This is a genomic window from Streptomyces sp. NPDC101110, assembly GCF_044759525.1.
Classification (GTDB): domain Bacteria; phylum Actinomycetota; class Actinomycetes; order Streptomycetales; family Streptomycetaceae; genus Streptomyces.
In genome coordinates this window covers 12328-35014 of sequence record NZ_JBIVZM010000010.1, presented here as the reverse complement: position 1 = coordinate 35014, position 22687 = coordinate 12328, and the positions used below count along the sequence as shown (strand labels likewise).

Below are 22687 nucleotides of genomic sequence, written 5' to 3'. Positions count from 1 at the left end.
CGGTGGCGGGCCGGGTCACTTGACGGCGCGCAGCGCGTTGACGATGCCGTGGCCGTAGAAGCCGTTGAGGCGCTTGCCGCCCTCGCAGACCGCGTCCTGCGTGCCGTCGCCGTCCTGGTCGTAGGACGTGGGGCAGGCGGTCCGGTCGGCCTGCGCCTTCAGCATCGCCTGCAGCTGGGCCGGAGAGGCCCAGGGGTGCTTGGACTTCAGCAGCGCGGCGACACCGGACGCGTGCGGCGCGGCCATCGAGGTGCCCTGGAGGAAGCCCCATGTGCCGTTCGGCAGGGTGGACAGGATGCGGCCGTTCTTCGACGGCGTGTCAGGCGTCTGGTAGCGCCCGTCGCCGCCCGGCGCCGCTACGTCGACCACGCCCCTGCCGTAGGACGAGTAGTACGACTTGACGTCGTTCACGCCCGTCGCGCTCACCGTGACGACACCCGGCAGCAGGTTCGGCACGTCGAGGCACTCGTGCGGGTCGATGGTGCGTTCGACCGGGGTGGAGTCGTCCGGGCTGGAGTCGTCGACGATCGCGTCCGCGTCCAGGTCGTGGTTGGAGTTGCCCGCCGCGGCGACGTTCAGCGTGCCCTTCCTCTGGGCGTACAGCTGCGCCCGGTTGACCGCGTCCACGATGGCCCGCTGGTCCGGGTCGTCCATGCAGTTGTACAGCCACGGGTCGACGTAGTAGCTGTTGTTCGTGATCTCGACGCCGTGGTCGGCGGCGAACACGAACGCGCACACGACGCTCTCCGGGTAGAAGAGACCGTTCGTCCGGTCGGTCACGTTGATGCTGGACACCTTCACCCCGGGTGCGACGCCCGCGACGCCGACGCCGTTGCGGGCGGCGGCGATCTCACCCGCGACGTGCGTGCCGTGGTAGTCCTCGGGGGTGTACGGCCGCCAGGCGCCCTCGCTGGTGTCGGCCTTGCCGCCGTCGCAGTTGGCGGACTGGGACGCGGAGAAGTTCGGGGCGATGTCGGGGTGGGTGTCGTCCACGCCGGTGTCGATGACGGCGACCGTCACCTTGCGGCTGCCCGGGTTGATCTTCGCGGCCTGGTCGGCGCCGATCGCGCGCAGGTCCCACTGGTCCGCTTCGAGGGGCTCGCTCTCGGCCGTCCGTGCCGAGGCGGCCTCGGCGCGCTTCGCCTGGGCGGCCGTCAGATACTCGACGGCGCCCTCCTGTTTCGTGCCCGCGGCCGTCAGCGGCACCGTCCGCGTCGCACCCGCCGACTGGACCCCGCGCACCGTGCGGATCGTCTTGGCGAAGTCGGGGTTCGAGGAGTGGACGACGATGACGCCGATCCGCTCGTAGGTCTCCACCACCGATCCGTCGGCCTTCACGATCGCCTTCTTCACCGAGGCGATCGTGTGGCGGGCCGGCGTGGTGTTGACGACGTACGACAGCTTCGGCGCGTCCGCCGCCCGGGTGGCCGACCCCGGGTGCGGGGCCGCCGACGCGGCGGCCGGCAGGAAACCGAGCGAGGCCGTCAGGGACAGCACGACGGGCACGGCGAGAGCGAGCCGGCGTCTGGAACGCAAGTGAGACATGGGGTCTCCACATCCTCCGGAAACGAAACCGGCCCGAGGCACAGGTGGTGCCCGGGCAGGTACATGACGTGGTGGTGCAGGGCGAAGCTATCCCGGCCACCCGCCCGCAGCAACGCTTTGTCGAAACGACTTCGGAAAGAGCCCCGGGCGGTTGAACCGGTTCCCATGCGCCGCCGTGACGTTGAACAAGGAGCGCGAGGACACGCGCCTTTCGCCCCCGCTCACAACCGCTTCCGTCCCTGCGAGGAGACTCCGTGGCCACCGACGCACCGCCCCCCTCGAAAGAGCAACACAAGCTCCCCTCACCCGAGGAGTTCGCCGAGGTGCAGGAGAGCGCGGAGTTCGGTGAACTGCGCCGCTCCTACCGCTCCTTCGCCTTCCCGCTCACCGTCGGCTTCATCGCCTGGTACCTGCTGTACGTCCTGCTCTCGAACTACGCGGGCGGCTTCATGGGCACCAAGCTCTTCGGCAACATCAACGTCGCCTTCGTCCTCGGCGTCGCCCAGTTCGTCACCACGTTCCTCATCGCCTGGTGGTACTCGCGGCACGCCGCCGCGAAGCTCGACCCCAAGGCCGAGGCCATCAAGACCCGGATGGAGAGCGGCGCATGAGCCCCGTACAGCACACCTTCCTCGCCGCGAACGAGGCCAGCGAGCACCGCCCGCTGATCATCACCCTGTTCGCGCTGTTCGTCCTCGCCACCCTCGGCATCACCGTCTGGGCGGGCCGCCAGACCAAGGACGCCGCCGACTTCTACGCCGGCGGCCGCCAGTTCAGCGCCTTCCAGAACGGCCTCGCCGTCTCCGGTGACTACATGTCCGCCGCCTCGTTCCTCGGCATCGCGGGCGCCATCGCTCTCTTCGGCTACGACGGCTTCCTCTACTCCATCGGCTTCCTGGTCGCCTGGCTGGTCGCCCTGCTCCTGGTGGCCGAGCCGCTGCGGAACTCCGGCCGCTACACCATGGGCGACGTCCTCGCCTACCGCATGCGCCAGCGCCCGGTCCGCACCGCCGCCGGCACCTCCACCATCGTGGTGTCGATCTTCTACCTGCTGGCCCAGATGGCCGGTGCGGGCGTCCTCGTCTCGCTGCTGCTCGGCATCACCTCCGACGCCGGCAAGATCCTCATCGTCGCCCTGGTCGGCGTCCTGATGATCGTGTACGTCTCCATCGGCGGCATGAAGGGCACCACCTGGGTCCAGATGGTCAAGGCCGTGCTGCTCATCGGCGGCACCATCCTGATCACCTTCCTGGTGCTGCTGAAGTTCGACTTCAACATCTCCGACCTGCTCGGCACGGCCGCCGAGAACAGCGGCAAGGGTGCCGCCTTCCTGGAGCCCGGCCTCCAGTACGGCGCGACGGGCACCTCCAAACTGGACTTCATCTCCCTCGGCATCGCCCTGGTGCTGGGCACCGCCGGCCTGCCGCACATCCTGATCCGCTTCTACACCGTGCCCGACGCCAAGGCCGCCCGTAAGTCCGTGAACTGGGCCATCGGCATCATCGGCGGCTTCTACCTGATGACCATCGCCCTCGGCTTCGGTGCCGCCGCGCTCATCTCCCAGGACGAGATCATCGCGTCCAACCCGTCCGGCAACACGGCGGCACCGCTGCTCGCCCTGCACCTGGGCGGCGTCGACTCCACCTGGGGCGCGATCCTCCTCGCCACCATCTCGGCGGTCGCCTTCGCGACGATCCTCGCCGTCGTCGCCGGCCTCACCCTCGCCTCGTCGTCGTCCTTCGCGCACGACATCTACGCCAACGTCATCCGCAAGGGGAAGGCCTCCGGCGCGGAGGAGGTCCGCGCGGCCCGCTGGGCGACCGTCGCCATCGGCGTCGTCTCCATCGGCCTGGGCGCCCTGGCCCGCGACCTGAACGTGGCCGGCCTGGTCGCCCTCGCCTTCGCGGTCGCCGCCTCCGCCAACCTCCCGACGATCCTCTACAGCCTCTTCTGGAAGCGCTTCACCACCCAGGGCGCCCTGTGGTCGATCTACGGCGGTCTGATCGTCGCCGTCGGCCTGGTGCTGTTCTCGCCCGTCGTCTCCGGCGACCCCAAGGCGATGTTCCCCGAGGTCGACTTCGCCTGGTTCCCGCTGAAGAACCCGGGCATCATCTCCATCCCGTTCGGCTTCCTCATGGGCTGGCTCGGCACGGTCCTGTCCAAGGAGGAACCCGACGCCAAGAAGTACGCGGAGCTGGAGGTCCGGTCCCTGACCGGCACCGGAGCCCACTGAGCACGACCCCTTCCACGCGGCCGGATCGTAGGAACCTCCAGGTCCCTGCGGCCCGGCCGCGTCCCGCGTCGTGGGATCGGGCCTGTGGCGTTGTCGGTGGGGTCACGTAGGCTCGCAGATGTCGGAGAAGCAGTGCCGCACGCATGATCCGCGACAAGGGAGGGGGCCCACGTGCTCATCGACACCTACGGCCGGGTGGCCACCGACCTGAGGGTCTCGCTGACCGACCGGTGCAACCTGCGCTGTACGTACTGCATGCCCGAGGAGGGCCTGCAGTGGCTGGCCAAGCCCGACCTGCTCACGGACGACGAGATCGTGCGCCTGATCGACATCGCGGTCACCTCCCTCGGGATCGAGGAGGTCCGCTTCACCGGCGGCGAGCCCCTGCTGCGCCCCGGCCTGGTCGGCATCGTGGAGCGCGTCGCGGCGCTCGGCCCCCGCCCCCAGATGTCGTTGACGACCAACGGCATCGGCCTCAAGCGCACGGCGGCGGCCCTGAAGGCGGCGGGCCTGGACCGGGTCAACGTCTCCCTCGACACGCTCCGCCCGGACGTCTTCAAGACCCTCACCCGCCGCGACCGCCACAAGGACGTCATCGAGGGCCTGCACGCCGCCCGCGACGCCGGCCTCACCCCGGTCAAGGTCAACTCGGTCCTGATGCCGGGGCTCAACGACGACGAAGCCCCCGACCTCCTCGCCTGGGCCGTGGAGCACGACTACGAGCTGCGGTTCATCGAGCAGATGCCGCTGGACGCCCAGCACGGCTGGAAGCGCGACGGCATGATCACGGCCGGCGACATCCTGGCCTCCCTGCGCACCCGCTTCGAGTTGACCGCCGAGGGCGAGGAGAAGCGCGGCTCCGCCCCGGCGGAGCGCTGGCTGGTCGACGGCGGCCCGCATGTCGTCGGCGTCATCGCCTCCGTCACGCGCCCGTTCTGCTCGGCCTGCGACCGCACCCGCCTCACGGCCGACGGACAGGTCCGCACCTGCCTGTTCGCCCAGGAGGAGACGGACCTGCGCGCCGCCCTGCGCTCCGGCGCCCCGGACGAGGAGATCGCCCGCATCTGGCGCCTGGCGATGTGGGGCAAGAAGGCGGGAGCGGGCCTGGACGACCCGACGTTCGTACAGCCGACCAGGCCCATGTCCGCGATCGGCGGCTAGGTCGGACCCGACCTAGGGCAGCGTCACACGTCCTGCGCTTCCCAGTCCTTCAGCAGAACCACGTCCTTCAGGAACCCCCGCACCCCGAGGAACTGCGACAGATGCTCGCGATGCTCCTCACAGGCCAGCCAGGTCTTGCGCCGCTCCGGCGTATGGATCTTCGGGTTGTTCCACGCCAGGACCCACACGGCGTCGGCACGGCAGCCCTTCGCGGAGCAGATGGGCGTCTCGTCACTCACAGGTTCGTCTCACCACAGCACACAGAAAAGGCGACGCCGAGCAGCCACGGGGGGAGCTGCCCGGCGTCGGTCCGTCGCTCCGACGGGGGATGCGGAGCGCGTACGAAGTATGTCACGGGTAACCCCGACCCCGGCACTGGAACAACATGATTGATCTGAGCTTTTCTTGAGCTTGGCGGGAAGCTGACTTCCCTTCCCACGCTCCCGTGATCTTGCGCGGAACGGCGCCGGGGCGCGCCTACCGCTCCTGCGATTCGCTCCGCGCACCCGACCCCGGTCCGGGCACGGCGTCTTCCGCAACCGATTCCCCCGACCCGTCGTCCGCGCCCGGCGGGCCGATCATCGGCCGCGCATGCGACACCACGAACGTCGACGGCAGAGACGGCGCATTCTCACGCCCGGCGTTGGCGATCACCACCGCGATGTAGGGCAGCACCAACCCCAGCACCAACGCCACGATGGCGACGTGCCGTTCGACGTTCCACAGGGTGGCCGCGAGGATCACGGAGATCGTGCGGACCGTCATCGAGATCACGTACCGGCGCTGCCGCCCGCGTACGTCCTCCTGCAACCCCGTCCGGGCGCCGGTGATCCGGAAAACCTGGACGTTGCCGCCGCCATGCTGCTTCCGCATCGCATTCCACCATCCGCCCGTATCGGACTCTCCCCGCCCCGTGGCCGTCCCCGGCCGGTCGGGGAACCCGGCCAGGACAGCTCTTACGTTACGCCGCGGCCGCGGTGGCCACGAGGCCGGGTCGTGGCCCGGCCGGGCGGGGTGTCTGCGCCGCACTCCGTAGGGCCCCGTCGGCATGCGGCGTAGGGCACCTGGGCCGACACTGGGCGTAGTGCTCACGTCGAGCCGTGCGAGGAGGCAGTGAGATGGGCTGGTTGTGGGCGATCATCGTGGGACTGGTGCTCGGCCTGCTCGCCAAGGCGATCATCCCGGGCAAGCAGCACATCCCCCTGTGGCTGACCGTCATCCTGGGCATCATCGGCGGCATCGCCGGCAACGCCATCGCCCGGGCGGCCGGCGTCGACGCCACATCGGGCATCGACTGGTGGCGGCACGTCTTCCAGCTGGTGATGGCGATCATCCTGGTCGGCCTGGGCGACAAGGCCTGGACCGCCGCCCGGGGAGAACAACGCAGGGCATGACCCTCAGGGGGAAGGACGGGGCGTCCCTCGTCATGGAGAAGCGCAGGGCGTGACCCCCGTCATGGAGAAGGGGGCGGCCTCCGGCACCGGAGACCACCCCCTCACCGGCGTGCTCAGCCGCCCGTGACCTCGACGGCCGCCAGGTTCTTCTTGCCCCTGCGCAGCACCAGCCACCGGCCGTGCAGCAGGTCCTCCTCGGCGGGCACGGCGTCCTCGGCGGCGACCTTGACGTTGTTCACGTAGGCGCCGCCCTCCTTGACCGTGCGGCGCGCGGCCGACTTGCTGGCCACCAGGCCGACCTCGGCGAACAGGTCCACGATCGGACCGAGCTCGGCGACCCGGATGTGCGGCACCTCCGACAGGGCCGCGGCCAGCGTCCTGGCGTCGAGCTCCGTCAGGTCGCCCTGACCGAAGAGGGCCTTGGACGCGGCGATCACGGCGGCCGTCTGGTCGGCGCCGTGCACCAGGGTCGTCAGCTCCTCGGCCAGCGCGCGCTGCGCGGCCCGGGCCTGCGGACGCTCCTCGGTCTGCCGCTCCAGCTCCTCCAGCTCCGCACGGGAGCGGAAGGACAGGATGCGCATGTACCGGGAGATGTCCCGGTCGTCCACATTCAGCCAGAACTGGTAGAACGCGTACGGCGTCGTCATCTCCGGGTCGAGCCAGACGGCACCGCCCTCGGTCTTGCCGAACTTGGTGCCGTCCGCCTTGGTCATCAGCGGCGTGGCCAGCGCGTGCGCGCTCGCGTCGGGCTCCAGGCGGTGGATCAGGTCCAGGCCCGCCGTGAGGTTGCCCCACTGGTCGCTGCCGCCCTGCTGCAGCGTGCAGCCGTAGCGCCGGTACAGCTGGAGGAAATCCATGCCCTGCAGCAGCTGGTAGCTGAACTCCGTGTAGCTGATGCCCTCGGAGGACTCCAGGCGGCGGGCCACGGAGTCCTTCGTCAGCATCTTGTTGACGCGGAAGTGCTTGCCGATGTCACGGAGGAACTCGATCGCGGAGAGGTTCTCCGTCCAGTCGAGGTTGTTGACCATGACGGCCGCGTTCTCGCCCTCGAAGTCCAGGAACGGCTCGATCTGGGCGCGCAGCTTGGCGACCCAGCCGGTGACCGTCTCCGGGTCGTTCAGCGTGCGCTCCGCGGTCGGGCGGGGGTCGCCGATGAGACCCGTGGCACCGCCGACCAGCGCCAGCGGCCGGTGACCGGCCTGCTGGAGCCGGCGCACGGTGAGCACCTGCACCAGGTGCCCGACGTGCAGAGACGGCGCGGTCGGGTCGAAACCGCAATAGAACGTGACGGGACCGTCCGCGAGCGCCTTGCGCAAAGCGTCCTCGTCAGTGGACAGGGCGAACAGCCCGCGCCACTTCAGCTCGTCGACGATGTCCGTCACGGTTCTCGTATCTCCTCGGATGATCCTCGGGCAGTCGGGTGACAGCCGCCTACGAGGTTATACGCCCTGACTGACAGAGCTCATATTGAAATCGGGGACGCGCAGCGCCGGCATCGCCGCCCTGGTGAACCAGTCGCTCCACTCCCGGGGCAGCGTCTTCTCCGTCCGTCCGGCCTCCGTGGCCCGGCCCAGCACCCCGACCGGCGACTCGTTGAACCGGAAGTTGTTCACCTCGCCCGTCACCTCGCCGTTCTCGACGAGGTAGACGCCGTCCCGGGTCAGACCCGTGAGCAGCAGCGACGCCGGGTCGACCTCGCGGATGTACCACAGGCAGGTCAGCAGCAGCCCGCGCTCGGTGTTCGCGACCATCTCGTCCAGGGAACGGTCCTCGCCCCCGTCCAGGACGATGTTGTCGATGCCCGGCGCCACCGGCAGGCCGGTCAGGCCCGCGCTGTGCCGGCTGGTCGTCAGGTGCCTCAGCTCGCCCTCGCGCATCCACTCGGTGGCCGCCAGCGGCAGCCCGTTGTCGAACACCGACTGATCACCCCCCGAGGAGTGCGCGATCACGAAGGGCGCCGACTCGAGGCCCGGCTCGTTCGGGTCGCTGCGCAGGGTCAGCGGCAGGTCGGTCAGCTTCTCGCCGACCCGCGTGCCTCCGCCCGGCTTGGAGAACACCGTGCGGCCCTCGACCGCGTCCCGGCCCGACGCCGACCACATCTGGTAGATCAGCAGGTCCGCCACCGCCGTCGGCGGCAGCAGCGTCTCGTAGCGGCCGGCGGGCAGCTCCACGCGCCGCTCGGCCCACCCGAGGCGCACCGCCAGCTCCGCGTCCAGCGCCGCCGGGTCGACGTCCTTGAAGTCCCGGGTGGAGTGCCCGGCCCAGGCGGACCGGGTGCGGTCCGGTGACTTCGCGTTGAGCTCCAGCGTCCCGTTCGGCTGGTCGTGCCGCAGCCGCAGTCCGGTGGACGTGCCGACGTACGACGACACCAGCTCGTGGTTGGCGAAGCCGTACAGCTCACGGCCGCCCGCACGCGCGCGGGCGAAGGCCTCGCCGAGGGCGGGCGCGAAGTCGGCGAACACGGCGGAGGAGGTCTCCGCGGGCGCCTCGGTGAACTCCGGTGTCTGCGCCACGCCGGTGACCAGCGGCTGCGCGTCCTCGGCGGGCCCTGCGCCGCGCGCGGCGGCCTCCGCGGCGCGCACCAGGGGCTCCAGCTCGTCGGGGGTGACGGCGGACCGTGAGACGACCCCGGAGGCCGTGCCCTCCTTGCCGTCGACCGTGGCGACGACGGTGAGCGTGCGCCCGCGCGTGACGCCGTTGGTGGTCAGCGCGTTGCCCGCCCAGCGCAGATTGGCCGTGGACTGCTCGTCGGCGATGACGACACAGCCGTCCGCCCGGGACAGTTCGAGGGCGCGCTCCACGACCTCGTGCGGCTTGCTGGAACGCGCGCTCATCGCCCGGCCTCCTGGGTCGTGTTCAGAATGTTGACGCCCTTGAACAGGGCCGACGGGCAGCCGTGGGAGACGGCGGCGACCTGGCCCGGCTGGGCCTTGCCGCAGTTGAAGGCGCCGCCCAGGACGTAGGTCTGCGGCCCGCCCACGGCGGACATGGAGCCCCAGAAGTCGGTCGTCGTCGCCTGGTAGGCCACGTCCCGCAGCTGTCCGGCCAGCCGCCCGTTCTCGATGCGGTAGAAGCGCTGCCCGGTGAACTGGAAGTTGTAGCGCTGCATGTCGATCGACCAGGACCGGTCGCCGACGACGTAGATGCCGCGCTCCACGCCCCCGATCAGGTCCTCGGTCGACATCCCCGCCGGGTCCGGCTGCAGCGACACGTTGGCCATGCGCTGCACCGGCACGTGCCCGGGGGAGTCGGCGTAGGCACAGCCGTTGGAGCGCTCGAAGCCGGTCAGCTTCGCGATCCGCCGGTCCAGCTGGTAGCCGACGAGCGTGCCGTCCTTCACCAGGTCCCAGGACTGGCCCCGGACGCCCTCGTCGTCGTAGCCGACGGTGGCCAGGCCGTGCTCGGCGGTGCGGTCGCCGGTGACGTTCATCAGTTCCGAGCCGTACCGCAACTTGCCCAGCTGGTCGAACGTGGCGAACGAGGTGCCGGCGTAGGCGGCCTCGTAGCCGAGCGCCCGGTCCAGTTCGGTGGCGTGCCCGATGGACTCGTGGATGGTCAGCCACAGGTTGGACGGGTCGACGACCAGGTCGTAGAGGCCCGGCCGCACGCTCGGCGCGCGCATCTTCTCCGCGAGCAGCTCCGGGATCTGCTCGAGCTCGCTCTCCCAGTCCCAGCCAGTGCCCGTCAGATACTCCCAGCCGCGTCCCACCGGGGGTGCGAGGGTGCGCATGGAGTCGAATTCGCCGCTCGACTCGTCCACCGACACCGCGTTGAGCACCGGGTGCAGCCGCACCCGCTGCTGCGTGGTCACGGTCCCGGCCGTGTCGGCGTAGAACTTGTTCTCATGGACCGTGAGCAGCGAGGAATCCACGTGGTCGACCCCGTCGGCCGCCAGCAGCCGCGCGCTCCACTCGGCGATCAGCCCGGCCTTCTCCTCGTCGGGCACGGTGAACGGATCGATCTCGTAGGAGGAGATCCACGTCTTCTCGGCGTGCACCGGCTCGTCGGCCAGTTCCACGCGCTCGTCCGATCCGGCCGCCTTGATCACCTGCGCGGACAGCTTCGCCATCGCCACGGCCTGCCCGGCGACCCGGGCGGCGGCGTCCATGCTGAGGTCGACGCCGGACGCGAAGCCCCACGTCCCGCCGTGCACCACCCGCACCGCGTATCCGAGGTCGGTGGTGTCGGACGACCCGGCGGGTTTGGCGTCCCGGAACCGCCAGGAGGCGCCCCGCACCCGCTCGAAGCGAAAGTCCGCGTGTTCGGCCCCCAGCGCACGCGCGCGTGCGAGGGCCGCGTCGGCGAGGGCGCGTAGGGGGAGGGCCGTGAAGGCCTCGTCGATGGTATGAGGCACCGCCGTCTCTTTCTGTCGAGGTGACCGTGGTTGCCGTGCGTCGTGACTGGTCCGATCATGTCGTCCCGTACGCCCGCGGGCCACGAGTTTGCCGAGCCGGACCCGCGGCTTTCTGTAGGGACCCGACAGTGAGTCCGGTACGCCACTGTGGGTGCCCGATTGTCCGCGGGCGTGCCCGGACCGATAGGTTTTCGAGGAAGCCGCCTGTCATCACCGCCTGTCGTCCAGGCGGCCGGGCGGGCATCAGACCGCTATCGAAAGGGTGATCCGTTGAGCCGCTCGGTTCTCGTCACCGGAGGCAACCGGGGCATCGGCCTCGCCATCGCCCGCGCTTTCGCCGATGCCGGCGACAAGGTCGCCATCACATACCGCTCGGGTGAGCCGCCGGCCGCCCTGACGGAGTTGGGCTGCCTCGCCGTCAGGTGCGACATCACCGACGCAGAGCAGGTGGAGCAGGCCTACAAGGAGATCGAGGAGGCCCACGGCCCCGTCGAGGTCCTCGTCGCCAACGCCGGTGTCACCAAGGACCAGCTCCTGATGCGGATGTCCGAGGACGACTTCACGTCCGTCCTGGACACCAACCTCACCGGCACCTTCCGCGTCGTCAAGCGGGCCAACCGCGGCATGCTGCGCGCCAAGAAGGGCCGCGTCGTGCTGATCTCCTCGGTCGTCGGGCTGCTCGGCTCCGCGGGCCAGGCCAACTACGCCGCCTCCAAGGCCGGCCTCGTCGGCTTCGCGCGCTCCCTCGCCCGTGAGCTGGGCTCGCGCAACATCACCTTCAACGTCGTCGCGCCCGGCTTCGTGGACACCGACATGACCAAGGTGCTCACCGACGAGCAGCGCGAGGGCATCGTGAAGCAGGTGCCGCTCGGCCGGTACGCCCAGCCCGAGGAGATCGCCGCGACGGTGCGGTTCCTCGCCTCGGACGACGCCTCGTACATCACTGGAGCCGTCATCCCCGTTGACGGCGGACTGGGAATGGGTCACTGATCACCATGAGCGGAATTCTCGAGGGCAAGCGTGTCCTGATCACCGGCGTGCTGACGGAGGCGTCCATCGCCTTCCACGCCGCCAAGCTGGCCCAGGAGCAGGGCGCCGAGGTCATCCTCACCGCGTTCCCGCGGCCCACGCTGACCGAGCGCATCGCCAAGAAGCTCCCCAAGCCGGCCAAGGTCATCGAGCTCGACGTCACCAACGACGAGCACCTCGGCCGTCTCGCCGACATCGTCGGCGAGGAGCTCGGCGGTCTCGACGGTGTCGTGCACTCCATCGGCTTCGCCCCGCAGGACGCCCTCGGCGGCAACTTCCTGAACACGCCGTTCGAGTCGGTCGCCACGGCCATGCACGTCTCGGCGTACTCCCTGAAGTCGCTCACCATGGCCTGCCTGCCGCTGATGCAGAACGGCGGATCCGTCGTCGGTCTGACGTTCGACGCGCAGTTCGCCTGGCCGCAGTACGACTGGATGGGCCCGGCGAAGGCCGCCCTGGAGGCCACCAGCCGCTACATGGCCCGCGACCTGGGCAAGCAGAACATCCGCTGCAACCTGGTCTCGGCCGGTCCGCTCGGATCCATGGCCGCCAAGTCCATCCCGGGCTTCAGCGAGCTGGCGTCCGTGTGGGACGACCGCTCCCCGCTGGAGTGGGACCTGAAGGACCCCGAGCCGGCCGGCCGCGGCGTCGTGGCCCTGCTGAGCGACTGGTTCCCGAAGACCACCGGCGAGATCGTCCACGTGGACGGCGGGCTGCACGCCATCGGAGCCTGATCTCCCGTACGTCTGGCGCCCCGTTTCCCGCAGTGTGCGGGGAGCGGGGCGTCACTCGTTCGGCTGAGCAGGCCGGGCGGGGAAGGCCGGTGGCCGGGCATTCTGGAGTACGCGAACCGGGCATCCCGGAGTATGCGTTCACCACGCGAGCCCCTCCCCAGCACGGCCGAGGAGGTCCCCTTGTGCGCTTGTCCCTCCGAACGGCCTCAGTGTCCCTTGCCGCCGTCGCGCTCGTACTGACCCCGGGGTACGAAGCGGTACCCCACGCGCGTGTGCCCGCCGACGAGCGCGCCGGCGCGGACCCCTTCGGCGCGGCCTGCCGGATCCGCGTGACCGACTCCCGGGTGACCGTGTACTGCCACAACCCCTACCCGGAGACCGACCGCGTGAGCCTGCACGTCGAGTGCGCCCGCTGGTGGGACATCGACACCGACAGCGCACCGGTCGAGGCCGCGCCCGCCCAGACGGTGCGGCTGACCGGCCGGTGCTGGAAAGAGGTGGCCGACGTGTGGGTCAGTCACCGGCGGGAGGGCTGAGCCGAGCCCGGCGGCCGGCCTCGGTCCGGCGGGCGGACAACCGGCCCCGCCGGGGCGGTGTCGGACGGCGGTGGGGGACATGACGCCATCCGGGCAGGTTCAGTCAGCGGTGGGGGAGGTGACGCCGCCCAGGCGGCACAGGAACGGGTAGCGGGCCGCCTCCGCCGCGGCCGTGTCCGCCTCGCCCGCGCGGATCGCCTCCAGCAGCCGTCCGTGGTCCATGTGCGTCTCCGGCGTCAGCTCCTCGCCGACGTCCTCGCGCAGCCAGTCCCGCAGCACCTCGCCGAGGTCCGCGTACATCGCCGTCATCACGTCGTTGTGGGAGGCCGACACGACGGCCAGGTGGAAGGTCGCGTCCGCGGTCACGAACGCCTCCTTGTCGCCCGACTCCCACGCCTCCTCGCGCCGCAGCAGCAGCGCGCCGAGCTGCTTGAGGTCCCGCTCCGTACGCCGCTCGGCGGCCAGCCGGGCGGCGGCCGACTCCAGGGTGGAGCGCAGCTCGGCGATGTGCCGCGGGTCGGCCCCGGCGAACCGGCGCTGCATCACCCCCGCCAGCTCGCTCGTCGCCACGACGTACGTGCCGGAACCCTGGCGGATGTCCAGCAGGCCATTGTGCGACAGGGCACGGACGGCCTCACGGACCGTATTGCGGGCGACGCCGAGCTGCTCGACCAGTTCCGGCTCGGTCGGGATCCGGGAGCCGACGGGCCACTCACCCGAGGTGATCTGGGCCCGCAGCGCGGCGATGACCTGCTCGGACAGGGCCGAGCGACGGGGATGGCTCAGGGGCATGGCACACCTTCGCACGGCCGGGGCGCCCGGGGGCAACCGACGAGTGGACAGTCAATCATCCCATGATTCTATGATGGACCTCATGCCCAGCGAGGAAACCCGGACGACGACGCACCCGACCGTACGCAGCGAGGCCGCGCACGACACCGGGAAGGAGGCCGTGCACGACACCGGGAAACCGGACGGCGCGTCCCCGCGCGCGTGGGCGACGCGCCTGCTCGTCCTCGGCATCGTGCTGTCCGCGCTGAACCTCCGCCCGGCCATCACCAGCCTCGGCGCCCTCCTGGAGGAGGTACGCGACGGACTCGGCATGAGCGGCAGCGTCGCCGGGCTCCTCACCTCCGTGCCACCCCTGTGCTTCGCCGTCTTCGGCGTCATGGCCCCGCGGCTCGCCCGCCGCTTCGGGCCCGGCGCCGTCGTGTGCGCCGGCATGGCCGCCATCGCCACGGGCCTGCTGATACGCCCGTACGCGGGCGGCACGGCAGGCTTCCTGGCCGGGAGCGCCCTGGCCCTCATGGGCATCGCGGTCAGCAACGTCCTGATGCCGGTCATCGTCAAGCGCTGGTTCCCCGACCGCGTGGGATCCATGACCGGCCTGTACTCGATGGCCCTGGCCCTCGGCACGGCCCTCGCGGCCGCCGTGACGGTACCCGTGACCGACGCCCTCGGCGGCAGCTGGCGGACGGGCCTGGTCCTGTGGGCGGGGCTCGCCCTGGCGGCTGTCCTGCCGTGGCTGCCCTTCGTCCGGGGACGCGGCTTGCAGCCCAACGAGGGGGAGCGGGCCGCCGGGCAGGCGACACGAAGCCCGGCTCCGGACGCCGCGGAGCACGCGCGCGTGCAGACGCCCCCGCTGCGGATGGCCCGGAGCCGTACCGCCTGGGCCCTGGCCGTCTTCTTCGGGCTCCAGGCCACCGCCGCCTACATCACCATGGGCTGGATGGCGCAGATCTTCCGGGACGCCGGTGTGCCCGCCGGCACCGCGGGACTGCTGCTGGCGGTCACCATGGTGATGGGCGTGCCCCTCGCCTTCGTCATACCCCGCCTCGCCACCCGGCTGCCCCAGCAGGGCCCGATCGTGGTCGTCCTGGGCCTGTGCGGCCTCGCCGGCTACGCGGGGCTCTACCTCGCGCCCGCAGCCGGCGCCTGGGCCTGGGCCCTGCTGCTCGGGGTCGCCAACTGCGCCTTCCCGCTCGCGCTGACCATGGTCGGCATGCGGGCCAGGACCGGCCCGGGCGTGGTCCGGCTGTCGGCGTTCGCGCAGAGCACCGGCTACCTGATCTCCATCCCCGGACCGCTCCTGGTGGGCGTCCTCTACCAGCACAGCGGCGGCTGGGGTCTGCCCATCGCGCTGATGAGCGCCCTGATGGTCCCGCAGATGGTCGTCGGCGTCCTGGCCGGCCGCGACCGCACGGTGGAGGACGAGGCGTCCCGCTGAGCCACGCCCCGGGGAGACCGGGGAACCGCTGAGTCACGCCCCGGGGAAACCGGGGAACCGCTGAGCCACGCGCCGGGGAGTCCGGGGGAGGGGAGGGGACGTCACCCCGGGGCGTCCGGCGCGGAGCGGGGGTGGGAGACTGGCCCCATGCCAGTGCTCGACCCGAATCCCCAGCACGGTCAGAAGAAGATGCTGCTCGTCTTCGGCGCCTTCTTCGCGATCTTCATCGTCATCGCCGTCATCGCGACCATCGCCTCGCCCTGACCCCCGCGCACCCGGCCGGGGGTGGGGCTGGCCCCCGTATCCCCTAGGGGGTGAGGGTCAGGGTCAAGTGGGTGGATCACCGGATGGGTTGGCAGCCGAGGAGCCCGTAGCTTCAAGTGTGTGGCCGCCAGACGGTCACCGGCCACTCGAAGAGCGGAGGCACCCATGTCGGCCCCTACGCACACCCGGCCCCACCCGGCGACCCGGGCCGGTGCCGCCGGCCGGCTGCCCTGGTGGGCTCTCGCCCTGCCCGTGCTCGCCTTCGCCGCGCTGCTCACCCTGATCCTCAACCCGTCCGACGCGCACGCGGCCACCGGTGAGCCGGTGATCACCCATCTCTTCGAGCGCATCCAGCAGCTCACGGCCCGCTGACCACGGCCGAAGCCGGTGGTCAACTCCCTGCGCCAGGTGGCGTGTTTCATGCGAAGCTGGATCTCATGAGCGTCGCAGAATCCCGCAGGATTGTCCTCTTCCGCCATGCGAAAGCCGACTGGCCACAGGTCACCGATCACGAGCGACCGCTCGCCGACCGGGGCCGAATGGACGCGGCGGAGGCCGGGCGCAGGCTGACCGACACCGGTATCGCCTTCGATCTGGCCCTGTGCTCCACCGCGGTCCGGACCCGGGAGACCTGGAAGCTCGCCGTCCAGGAGTTCCCGCACCGGCCGAAAACCGTCTACGAGGAGCGGATCTACGAGGCCTCGCCGGGCGAGCTGATCGCCCTGCTCAACGAGACCCCCGACGACGTGCAGAACATCCTCGTGATCGGGCACAACCCCGGCATCCAGGGCCTCGCCGACGTCCTGGCGGGCTCGGGCGAGGAGACCGCACGGGAGCGGATGACCCGACGCGGGTTCCCGGCCGCCGCCTTCGCCGTGCTGTCGTTCGGCGGCACGTGGAAGAGCCTGGAGCCGGCAGTGGCCACGCTGCAGGACTACTGGGCACCCGCCGAGTGACGATCCCCGCGTGGCACGCGTGAGGCAGGGGCCCGGCGCCGGTGCGGCGCCGGGCCCCTCCCGTCGACTCAGACGATGTCGAGGATGTCGGCCGCCTCGACCTCTTCACGCGTGATGCCCAGCAGGTACAGGACCGTGTCCAGGAAGGGGAAGTTCACTGCGGCGTGCGCCGCCTCGCGCACCACCGGCTTGGCGTTGAAGGCCACTCCGAGCCCCGCGGCGTTCAGCATGTCCAGATCGTTGGCGCCGTCACCGATCGCCACCGTCTGCGACAGCGGCACACCGGCCTCCGCCGCGAACCGGCGCAGCAGCCGGGCCTTGCCCGCACGGTCGACGATCTCGCCGGTGACCTTGCCCGTCAGCCTGCCGTCGACGATCTCGAGGGTGTTGGCATGGGCGAAGTCCAGCCCGAGCCGCTCCTTCAGGTCGTCCGTGACCTGAGTGAACCCGCCCGACACGACGCCGACTTGGTACCCGAGCCGCTTCAGCGTACGGATCAGGGTGCGGGCACCCGGCGTCAGCCGTACCTCGCTGCGCACCTTGTCCACGACCGAGGCGTCCAGTCCCTCCAGCAGCGCCACGCGCGCGTGCAGGGACTGCTCGAAGTCCAGCTCCCCGCGCATCGCGGCCGCCGTCACCTCGGCGACCTTGTCCTCGCAGCCGGCGTGCGCGGCGAACAGCTCGATGACCTCGTCCTGGATGAGCGTCGAGTCGACGTCCATGACGACGAGGCGCTGGGCGCGCCGGTACAGGCCCGCGGCGACGACCGCCACGTCGATGCCGAGCCGCGCGGCGTCGGTCACCAGGGCGGTGCGCAGCGGTTCGGTCTCCACGCCGGAGACGGCGAACTCGACCGCGGTCACCGGGTACTTGGCGAGCCGGAAGATGCGGTCGATGTTGCCGCCGGTCTTCGTGATCCGTGCGGCGATCGCGGCCGTGGCCTCGGCGGTGAGCGGATGCCCGAGCACGGTGACCAGGGAGCGGCCCAGGCCGCGCGGCCGGTTGTCGCCGAGCCCGGAGATGATCTCCGCCTGCATCTTCATCGACTCGGCCCAGCTGTGGACGGTCGCCCGCAGGTCGCCCTCGAGACCCGGGGGCGGCTCGGTCACGAGCGCGCACAGCACCATCCGGCCACGGGTGACGACCTGCTCGATGTCGACGACGTCGACGGAGTAGGCGGCGAGGGTGTCGAAGAGACCGGCGGTGATGCCCGGCCTGTCCTTGCCGAAGATCTTCACAAGGAGGGTGGGGACGTCGGCAGGGACGTCGGAAGACGAGGTCTGCGAAGCGCTCATGGTGGTTCCACCGTATCCGGCGCGCGGTGACTGTCGCCCCCGCGGTCCGTCTGGCGGACAGCGAACACTGCATGTCGCGCCGATGGCGTGAATCTTACGCAACGGTACGTGCGGTTCGCCGTGCCGGTACGGCACCCCGCGCCCTCGCCGGTCACCTTCCGCCCGGCGGTTTCCACGGCGGCGGGGGAGGCGGTGGCGGCGGCCCGTCGTCCGGCCGCGCCGGCGGCCCGTTCCCGTTCCGCGGCCCGGGCGACTGCCGTGGGCCACGTGGCGGCGGCCCGACCGGCCGTACGACGGTGGGTGCGCCGTGCACGTCGCCAGGAGCGGGGGGCTCGTCGTCCGGCCCCGTGCCGGACTCCGGCCCGGGCGCGGCATCGGAGGCCCGTTCCGCCGCGGGAGACCGTGCGTCCTCCGGCCCCAGCAGCTCGTCGGGGACTCGGAGGTACGGGTTGGTACCCGGGTTGGGCGGCCGGTACGGCGTACACGGCGCATAGGGCCCGGCCTCCGCGGAGCCTGCCCCTGCCCCGCCCTCTGCCGGGCCTGCCCCGCCCCCTGCCCCCGCCCCGGCCTGCGCGGGGCCTGCCCCGCCCCCTGCCCCGGCCCCGGCCCGGAGGCCGGTCTCACGGGCCCTGTGCCCGGCCGCCCGGGCGACGCCCCCGGCCTCGTGGTCCGCCCACCCCGTGCCCGACGGGCCTTCGGCCTGACCGGCTCCGGCCCGCCCGGCCGCCCGGGCCGACGCCGTAGCGCGGCGCCCGGCCGCCCCGCAGCCCCACGCGAGGAGTGCCCCGGCCGCCCCGGCCGCCGCGCCCCAGGCCGCGCCCAGCAACAGGGCCATGGCGAGACGGCCGTGCAGTTCGATGCCCGCGCCGAACGCGTCGAAGCCGAGTACGGACAGGGACGCGCTCGCGGAGACGTCCGTGAGCCGGGTCAGCAGCGGCAGGGCCGACGCGGTGACGACACCCAGCCGCAGCGCGCCCCGCCCCGCGAAACCAAGGGCGCCCTCGCCCGTCCCGACCGGCGTCCGCACCCCCGCCAGCACGCCCGCGAGCAGCATCATCAGCGCGGCGGCCACCCCCAGCAGCCACACCCGCCCGTCCAGCCCGGCCAGTCGGCCCAGTGTCACCGGCCCGCCCGAGCCGGCACCGAGCAGGTCGTCCAGGGGGTCGGGCAGAAACCGGGTCAGTTCCCCGGTCGCGCGTCCGTCCCACGGCACGAACAGGCCGAGGGGCACACCCAGCCACACCCCGTTCGGCGCCCCGAGCAAGGCCGCACCGGCGATGCGCCGGGGATGGTCGTCGCCGACCGCCGCGTACACCGCCGCCGCGCACCCCGCCGCAACCGCCACCAGCAGCACCGTCACCACGGCGGACACGGCCGGCCGCACGACCCGGTGCACGGCCTCCCAGCCCCGCGGCAGCGGCGTACGGCGCGAGGCCAGCAGGGCGATGAGGAGGATCCCGGCCGACCAGCCGAGCCCGCCGAGCAGGGTCGGGACGGTGTCGACCGTGAAGCCGACCGCGGCCTGCGCGTCGACCAGGTCGCCCAGCCGGTCCGGCAGCAGCCCCCCGACGTCCCCCAGTCCCGGAATCTCGACGCCCCCGCTCCCGCCGGTCACGTCGTCCAGCCCGAGCGATCCACCGTCGATCGTGACGACGTCGTGCCCCGCCCACGCCAGGCCACCCAGCATCGCCACGAACAGCGCCACCACCGACCCCGCCCGCGCGAGCAGTTCGGTCGGTGCGATCACAACTCCCGCGCCCCGCAAGGACCGCAGGAAGAACCACGACAGCAGCACCGCCCCGACCAGGCTCACGCCCAGTGGCGTGATCTCGATGGCCGTGTCCGCCTCCGCGCCCGACAGGCCGAACACCGACACATCACCGGACGGCGTGACCGAACCCCCCGACCCGAGCGCCACCACCGCCGCGGTCATCGGCCCCAACGAGCCCGCCGCGTCCGCCTCCAGCAGCCGCAGACCCAGCGCCGCCGTCCCCGCCATCCCGATCAACGCCCAGCTCACGGCGGCCACGGCGGACATCAGCACATCCCCCCACGGCACGCGCGCGTGCCCCTTCGCCCTCCCGGCCTCTACGGCAGCGCCCATGGCAGACCCCCCGATCCGCTACGCGGCGGGAACACCAGGCATGTCCCCCTCGCGACGAAATACCACTCTCCGGCCCGTTTTCAACCCCGTCAACGGAATCGGCCGACGCGTCCGAGCGCGGTCTTCACGAGGCCCGACTTTCGGTCAGGGGGCCGCTCCTGAAATAGTTCCCCCCGATGTTCGACATCCCTAGACTCCCCATGTCGGGGGATAACTCGGGGGACAACTCAGTGGGGCATGGAGTGCCGGAACTCGTACTGGAATCAAACGGACGTACCTGGACGCTCGATCCGTCCAGGGCATACACCCTCGGACGTGATCCGCAGGGGGACGTCGTCTTCGACGACGCCAGGGTCTCCTGGCGTCACGCCACGGTCAGCTTCAACGGCCGCAGTTGGGTCATTGAGGACCACGGCAGCACCAACGGCACGTTCGTGCAGGGGCAGCGCATCCACCATCTGGAGCTCGGCCCGGGCTCGGCCGTCAACCTGGGCAACGCTACCGACGGTCCGCGCCTGAACCTGTCCGGCGCCGCGGCCTCCGTCGCCACGCCGCAGGCCCCGCCGCAGCAGCAGCCGTACACCGCGCAGAGCGCGAACCCCGGCTGGGGCCAGCAGGCCCCGGCCCAGCAGCCGCCGCAGCAGCAGGCCCCCCAGGCGGGCTGGCAGCAGCCGCAGCAGGCCGCGGCGCACATTCCGCAGCAGCAGGGTTCCGGCGGTGTCGCGGGGGCGTCGCCGGTCCACGGGGACCGCAGCCCGACCACGTTCCACCAGTTCTCGCTCGGCCGAGTGATGCGCATCGGCCGTGCCCTGGAGAACGAACTGGTCGTCTCCGACCTGCAGGTCTCCCGGCACCACGCCGAGTTCCACGCGACGCCCGACGGGCGCATGGAGATCCGCGACCTCGGTTCCCACAACGGCACGTACGTCAACGGCCAGCCGATCGCCAAGGGCGGCTCGCAGCTGCTCGGCCCGGCGGACGTCGTCGGCGTCGGCCACTCGACGTTCCGCATCGTCGGCGACCGGCTCGAGGAGTTCGTCGACACCGGCGAGGTGTCCTTCTCCGCCCGCCATCTGACCGTCACGGTCGACGGCGGCAAGCAGATCCTCAAGGACGTCTCCTTCGGCGTCCCGGAGAAGTCCCTGATCGCGGTCATCGGCCCGTCCGGCTCCGGCAAGTCGACCCTGCTCAAGGCGCTCACCGGTTACCGGCCCGCAAACCAGGGCGAGGTGCTGTACGACAACAGGAACCTCTACAAGCAGTTCGCCGAGCTCCGCCAGCGCATCGGTCTGGTCCCGCAGGACGACATCCTGCACAAGGAGCTGACGGTCAAGAAGGCCCTCAAGTACGCGGCCAAGCTGCGCTTCCCGGCCGACACCACGGCCGCCGAGCGCGAGGCCCGTATCGACGAGGTGCTGCGCGAGCTCAAGCTCGACATCCACAAGGACAAGAAGGTCACGTCCCTGTCCGGCGGCCAGCGCAAGCGCGTCTCGGTCGCCCTGGAGCTGCTCACCAAGCCGTCGCTGATATTCCTGGACGAGCCGACCTCCGGCCTCGACCCGGGCATGGACCGCGACGTCATGCAGCTGCTGCGCGGCCTGGCCGACGACGGCCGTACGGTCCTCGTCGTCACGCACTCGGTGGCCGAGCTGGCGATCTGCGACAAGCTGCTGGTGATGGCGCCGGGCGGCTCGGTCGCCTACTTCGGCCCTCCCGAGGAGGCACTGAACTTCTTCGGCTACGACACCTGGGCCGATGTCTTCTCCGCCTTCGAGAACTACCGCGACTACGACTGGGCGGGCCGCTGGAAGGGTTCGCAGCACTACCAGATGTACGCAGCGGACATCGACGCCGTCGCGCCGCAGTCCGTACAGGTTCCGCCCATGCAGGCGATGAAGCCGCCGAAGCCGCAGGGCTGGATGTCCCAGTTCGTCACGCTGGTCCGGCGCTATGTGTCGGTGATCGCCTCCGACAAGGGCTTCCTGGCGCTGATGGTGATCCTGCCGGCCGTGCTCGGCGCGGTCAGTCTGCTCATCGACGCGGACAAGGGTCTGCTGCCGAACCCGGCCAATCCGCAGACCGGCCGGATCATCCCGAACGGCACGGCGACCACGGTCCTGCTGATCCTCGCGGTCGGCGCCTGCTTCGCGGGCGCGGCGAACTCGGTCCGAGAGCTGATCAAGGAACGCGTCATCTACGAGCGGGAGCGCGCGACCGGCCTCTCGCGTTCCGCGTACCTGATGTCCAAGGTGTTCGTGCTCGGCATGATCACCGTGCTCCAGGGCCTGCTCGTCGGCGTCATCGGCTTCTCCAGCCGGGAGATCCCCGAGGAGGGTCTGATCTTCGGCAGCGCCACGCTGCTGGAGCTGTCCGTGCCGATCATGGCGCTGGGCTTCACCTCGATGATGTTCGGCCTGATCATCTCGTCGCTGGTGAAGACCGCCGAGAAGACCATGCCGCTGCTGGTGATGTTCGCCATCATCCAGGTGGTGTTCACCGGCTGCCTGTTCACGCTGCACGGCTCGATCGGCGTCAACCAGTTCTCGTTCCTGATGCCGTCGCGCTGGGCGGTCGCCGCCTCCGGCGCCACGCTGGACTTCAACAAGATCAGCCCGCCCGAGACGGTCGGCGACAACGACCCGCTGTGGGAGCACACGGCCGGGGCCTGGGCCATGGACATGGGCGCGCTCCTCGTCCTCGGCGTGATCTGCGGCTTCTTCGTGGCCCGCTTCCTGCGCCGCCACGAGCCGGAGGTCATGCGCAAGTAGTCCCCGCTCCGCGAGCCCGAAGGGCGGCACCCCGTCAGGTGGGTGCCGCCCTTCGGCGTTCCGTTCAGCGAAGCAGAGAGGTCCGCG

At 71.2% G+C, this 22687-nt stretch carries 21 protein-coding genes; 12 read left to right on the top strand and 9 right to left on the bottom strand.

The window, feature by feature from the left end:
* Window positions 1–15: 15 nt before the first annotated feature.
* Window positions 16–1545 carry a S8 family peptidase gene (locus ACIQU3_RS23200; protein WP_403730423.1) on the bottom strand — a complete coding sequence of 510 codons (1530 nt, stop codon included), beginning with the start codon at window positions 1543–1545 and terminating at the stop codon, window positions 16–18.
* A 254-nt stretch (window positions 1546–1799) separates the two neighbouring features.
* On the opposite strand from ACIQU3_RS23200, the gene ACIQU3_RS23195 reads away from it, so the two are divergent.
* From ACIQU3_RS23195 to moaA, 3 genes are all read left to right on the top strand, one after another.
* A complete protein-coding gene (locus ACIQU3_RS23195) occupies window positions 1800–2156 on the top strand; it encodes a DUF485 domain-containing protein (protein WP_031104157.1) in 357 nt (118 codons plus the stop codon).
* Window positions 2153–3778: a cation acetate symporter gene (locus ACIQU3_RS23190; protein ID WP_403730429.1), complete on the top strand. Its 1626-nt coding sequence runs from the start codon at window positions 2153–2155 to the stop codon at window positions 3776–3778. The genes ACIQU3_RS23195 and ACIQU3_RS23190 overlap by 4 nt, the downstream gene beginning before the upstream one ends.
* Before the next feature lie 171 nt (window positions 3779–3949).
* Window positions 3950–4939 carry a GTP 3',8-cyclase MoaA gene (gene moaA, locus ACIQU3_RS23185; RefSeq protein ID WP_403730435.1) on the top strand — a complete coding sequence of 330 codons (990 nt, stop codon included), beginning with the start codon at window positions 3950–3952 and terminating at the stop codon, window positions 4937–4939.
* A gap of 23 nt (window positions 4940–4962) precedes the next feature.
* On the opposite strand, the gene ACIQU3_RS23180 is transcribed toward moaA, so the two are convergent.
* Window positions 4963–5178 (bottom strand): hypothetical protein, encoded by a 216-nt coding sequence (locus tag ACIQU3_RS23180; protein WP_403730438.1) that lies wholly within the window; start codon window positions 5176–5178, stop codon window positions 4963–4965.
* A gap of 238 nt (window positions 5179–5416) precedes the next feature.
* Complete coding sequence (locus tag ACIQU3_RS23175; RefSeq protein ID WP_403730444.1) at window positions 5417–5812, bottom strand: DUF3099 domain-containing protein; 396 nt, start codon at window positions 5810–5812, stop codon at window positions 5417–5419.
* A gap of 245 nt (window positions 5813–6057) precedes the next feature.
* Here ACIQU3_RS23175 and ACIQU3_RS23170 point away from each other — a divergent pair, with 245 nt between their 5' ends.
* Complete coding sequence (locus ACIQU3_RS23170) at window positions 6058–6333, top strand: GlsB/YeaQ/YmgE family stress response membrane protein (protein ID WP_366709359.1); 276 nt, start codon at window positions 6058–6060, stop codon at window positions 6331–6333.
* A 113-nt stretch (window positions 6334–6446) separates the two neighbouring features.
* Here ACIQU3_RS23170 and tyrS read toward each other — a convergent pair whose 3' ends face one another.
* The 3 genes from tyrS to ACIQU3_RS23155 are packed head-to-tail and all read right to left on the bottom strand — an operon-like array spanning window position 6447 to window position 10687.
* On the bottom strand, window positions 6447–7715 hold the full coding sequence (gene tyrS, locus ACIQU3_RS23165) for a tyrosine--tRNA ligase (protein WP_403730447.1): 1269 nt from the start codon (window positions 7713–7715) through the stop codon (window positions 6447–6449).
* A gap of 57 nt (window positions 7716–7772) precedes the next feature.
* A complete protein-coding gene (locus tag ACIQU3_RS23160) occupies window positions 7773–9167 on the bottom strand; it encodes a metallopeptidase TldD-related protein (protein ID WP_403730450.1) in 1395 nt (464 codons plus the stop codon).
* Window positions 9164–10687, bottom strand: coding sequence for a TldD/PmbA family protein (locus ACIQU3_RS23155; protein ID WP_403730452.1), 1524 nt, complete (start codon window positions 10685–10687; stop codon window positions 9164–9166). Before ACIQU3_RS23155 ends, ACIQU3_RS23160 begins: the two co-directional genes overlap by 4 nt.
* 270 nt (window positions 10688–10957) lie before the next feature.
* Between ACIQU3_RS23155 and fabG the strand changes: the two genes are divergently transcribed.
* The 3 genes from fabG (at window position 10958) to ACIQU3_RS23140 (ending at window position 12986) form a co-directional block, all read left to right on the top strand.
* On the top strand, window positions 10958–11677 hold the full coding sequence (gene fabG, locus ACIQU3_RS23150; RefSeq protein ID WP_234848247.1) for a 3-oxoacyl-[acyl-carrier-protein] reductase: 720 nt from the start codon (window positions 10958–10960) through the stop codon (window positions 11675–11677).
* Between the two features lie 5 nt (window positions 11678–11682).
* Window positions 11683–12450, top strand: coding sequence for an enoyl-ACP reductase FabI (gene fabI / locus ACIQU3_RS23145; RefSeq protein WP_366709355.1), 768 nt, complete (start codon window positions 11683–11685; stop codon window positions 12448–12450).
* 182 nt (window positions 12451–12632) lie between these two features.
* On the top strand, window positions 12633–12986 hold the full coding sequence (locus tag ACIQU3_RS23140) for a hypothetical protein (protein ID WP_403927547.1): 354 nt from the start codon (window positions 12633–12635) through the stop codon (window positions 12984–12986).
* A gap of 99 nt (window positions 12987–13085) precedes the next feature.
* Here ACIQU3_RS23140 and ACIQU3_RS23135 read toward each other — a convergent pair whose 3' ends face one another.
* Window positions 13086–13778: a FadR/GntR family transcriptional regulator gene (locus ACIQU3_RS23135; protein ID WP_403730462.1), complete on the bottom strand. Its 693-nt coding sequence runs from the start codon at window positions 13776–13778 to the stop codon at window positions 13086–13088.
* A 73-nt stretch (window positions 13779–13851) separates the two neighbouring features.
* On the opposite strand from ACIQU3_RS23135, the gene ACIQU3_RS23130 reads away from it, so the two are divergent.
* The 4 genes from ACIQU3_RS23130 (at window position 13852) to ACIQU3_RS23115 (ending at window position 16433) form a co-directional block, all read left to right on the top strand.
* Window positions 13852–15213, top strand: coding sequence for a CynX/NimT family MFS transporter (locus tag ACIQU3_RS23130; RefSeq protein WP_403927545.1), 1362 nt, complete (start codon window positions 13852–13854; stop codon window positions 15211–15213).
* A 147-nt stretch (window positions 15214–15360) separates the two neighbouring features.
* Window positions 15361–15477, top strand: coding sequence for an SGM_5486 family transporter-associated protein (locus ACIQU3_RS23125; RefSeq protein WP_097215821.1), 117 nt, complete (start codon window positions 15361–15363; stop codon window positions 15475–15477).
* 165 nt (window positions 15478–15642) lie between these two features.
* On the top strand, window positions 15643–15849 hold the full coding sequence (locus ACIQU3_RS23120; RefSeq protein ID WP_385664311.1) for a hypothetical protein: 207 nt from the start codon (window positions 15643–15645) through the stop codon (window positions 15847–15849).
* 65 nt (window positions 15850–15914) lie between these two features.
* Window positions 15915–16433 (top strand): SixA phosphatase family protein, encoded by a 519-nt coding sequence (locus tag ACIQU3_RS23115; RefSeq protein WP_403744387.1) that lies wholly within the window; start codon window positions 15915–15917, stop codon window positions 16431–16433.
* Between the two features lie 68 nt (window positions 16434–16501).
* Here ACIQU3_RS23115 and serB read toward each other — a convergent pair whose 3' ends face one another.
* Both serB and ACIQU3_RS23105 read right to left on the bottom strand, forming a co-directional pair.
* Window positions 16502–17728, bottom strand: coding sequence for a phosphoserine phosphatase SerB (serB, locus tag ACIQU3_RS23110; protein WP_403927542.1), 1227 nt, complete (start codon window positions 17726–17728; stop codon window positions 16502–16504).
* 151 nt (window positions 17729–17879) lie between these two features.
* On the bottom strand, window positions 17880–19832 hold the full coding sequence (locus tag ACIQU3_RS23105; RefSeq protein ID WP_403744393.1) for a streptophobe family protein: 1953 nt from the start codon (window positions 19830–19832) through the stop codon (window positions 17880–17882).
* Window positions 19833–20074: 242 nt separating this feature from the next.
* Here ACIQU3_RS23105 and ACIQU3_RS23100 point away from each other — a divergent pair, with 242 nt between their 5' ends.
* Window positions 20075–22600 (top strand): FHA domain-containing protein, encoded by a 2526-nt coding sequence (locus tag ACIQU3_RS23100; RefSeq protein ID WP_403744395.1) that lies wholly within the window; start codon window positions 20075–20077, stop codon window positions 22598–22600.
* Window positions 22601–22687 lie beyond the last annotated feature (87 nt).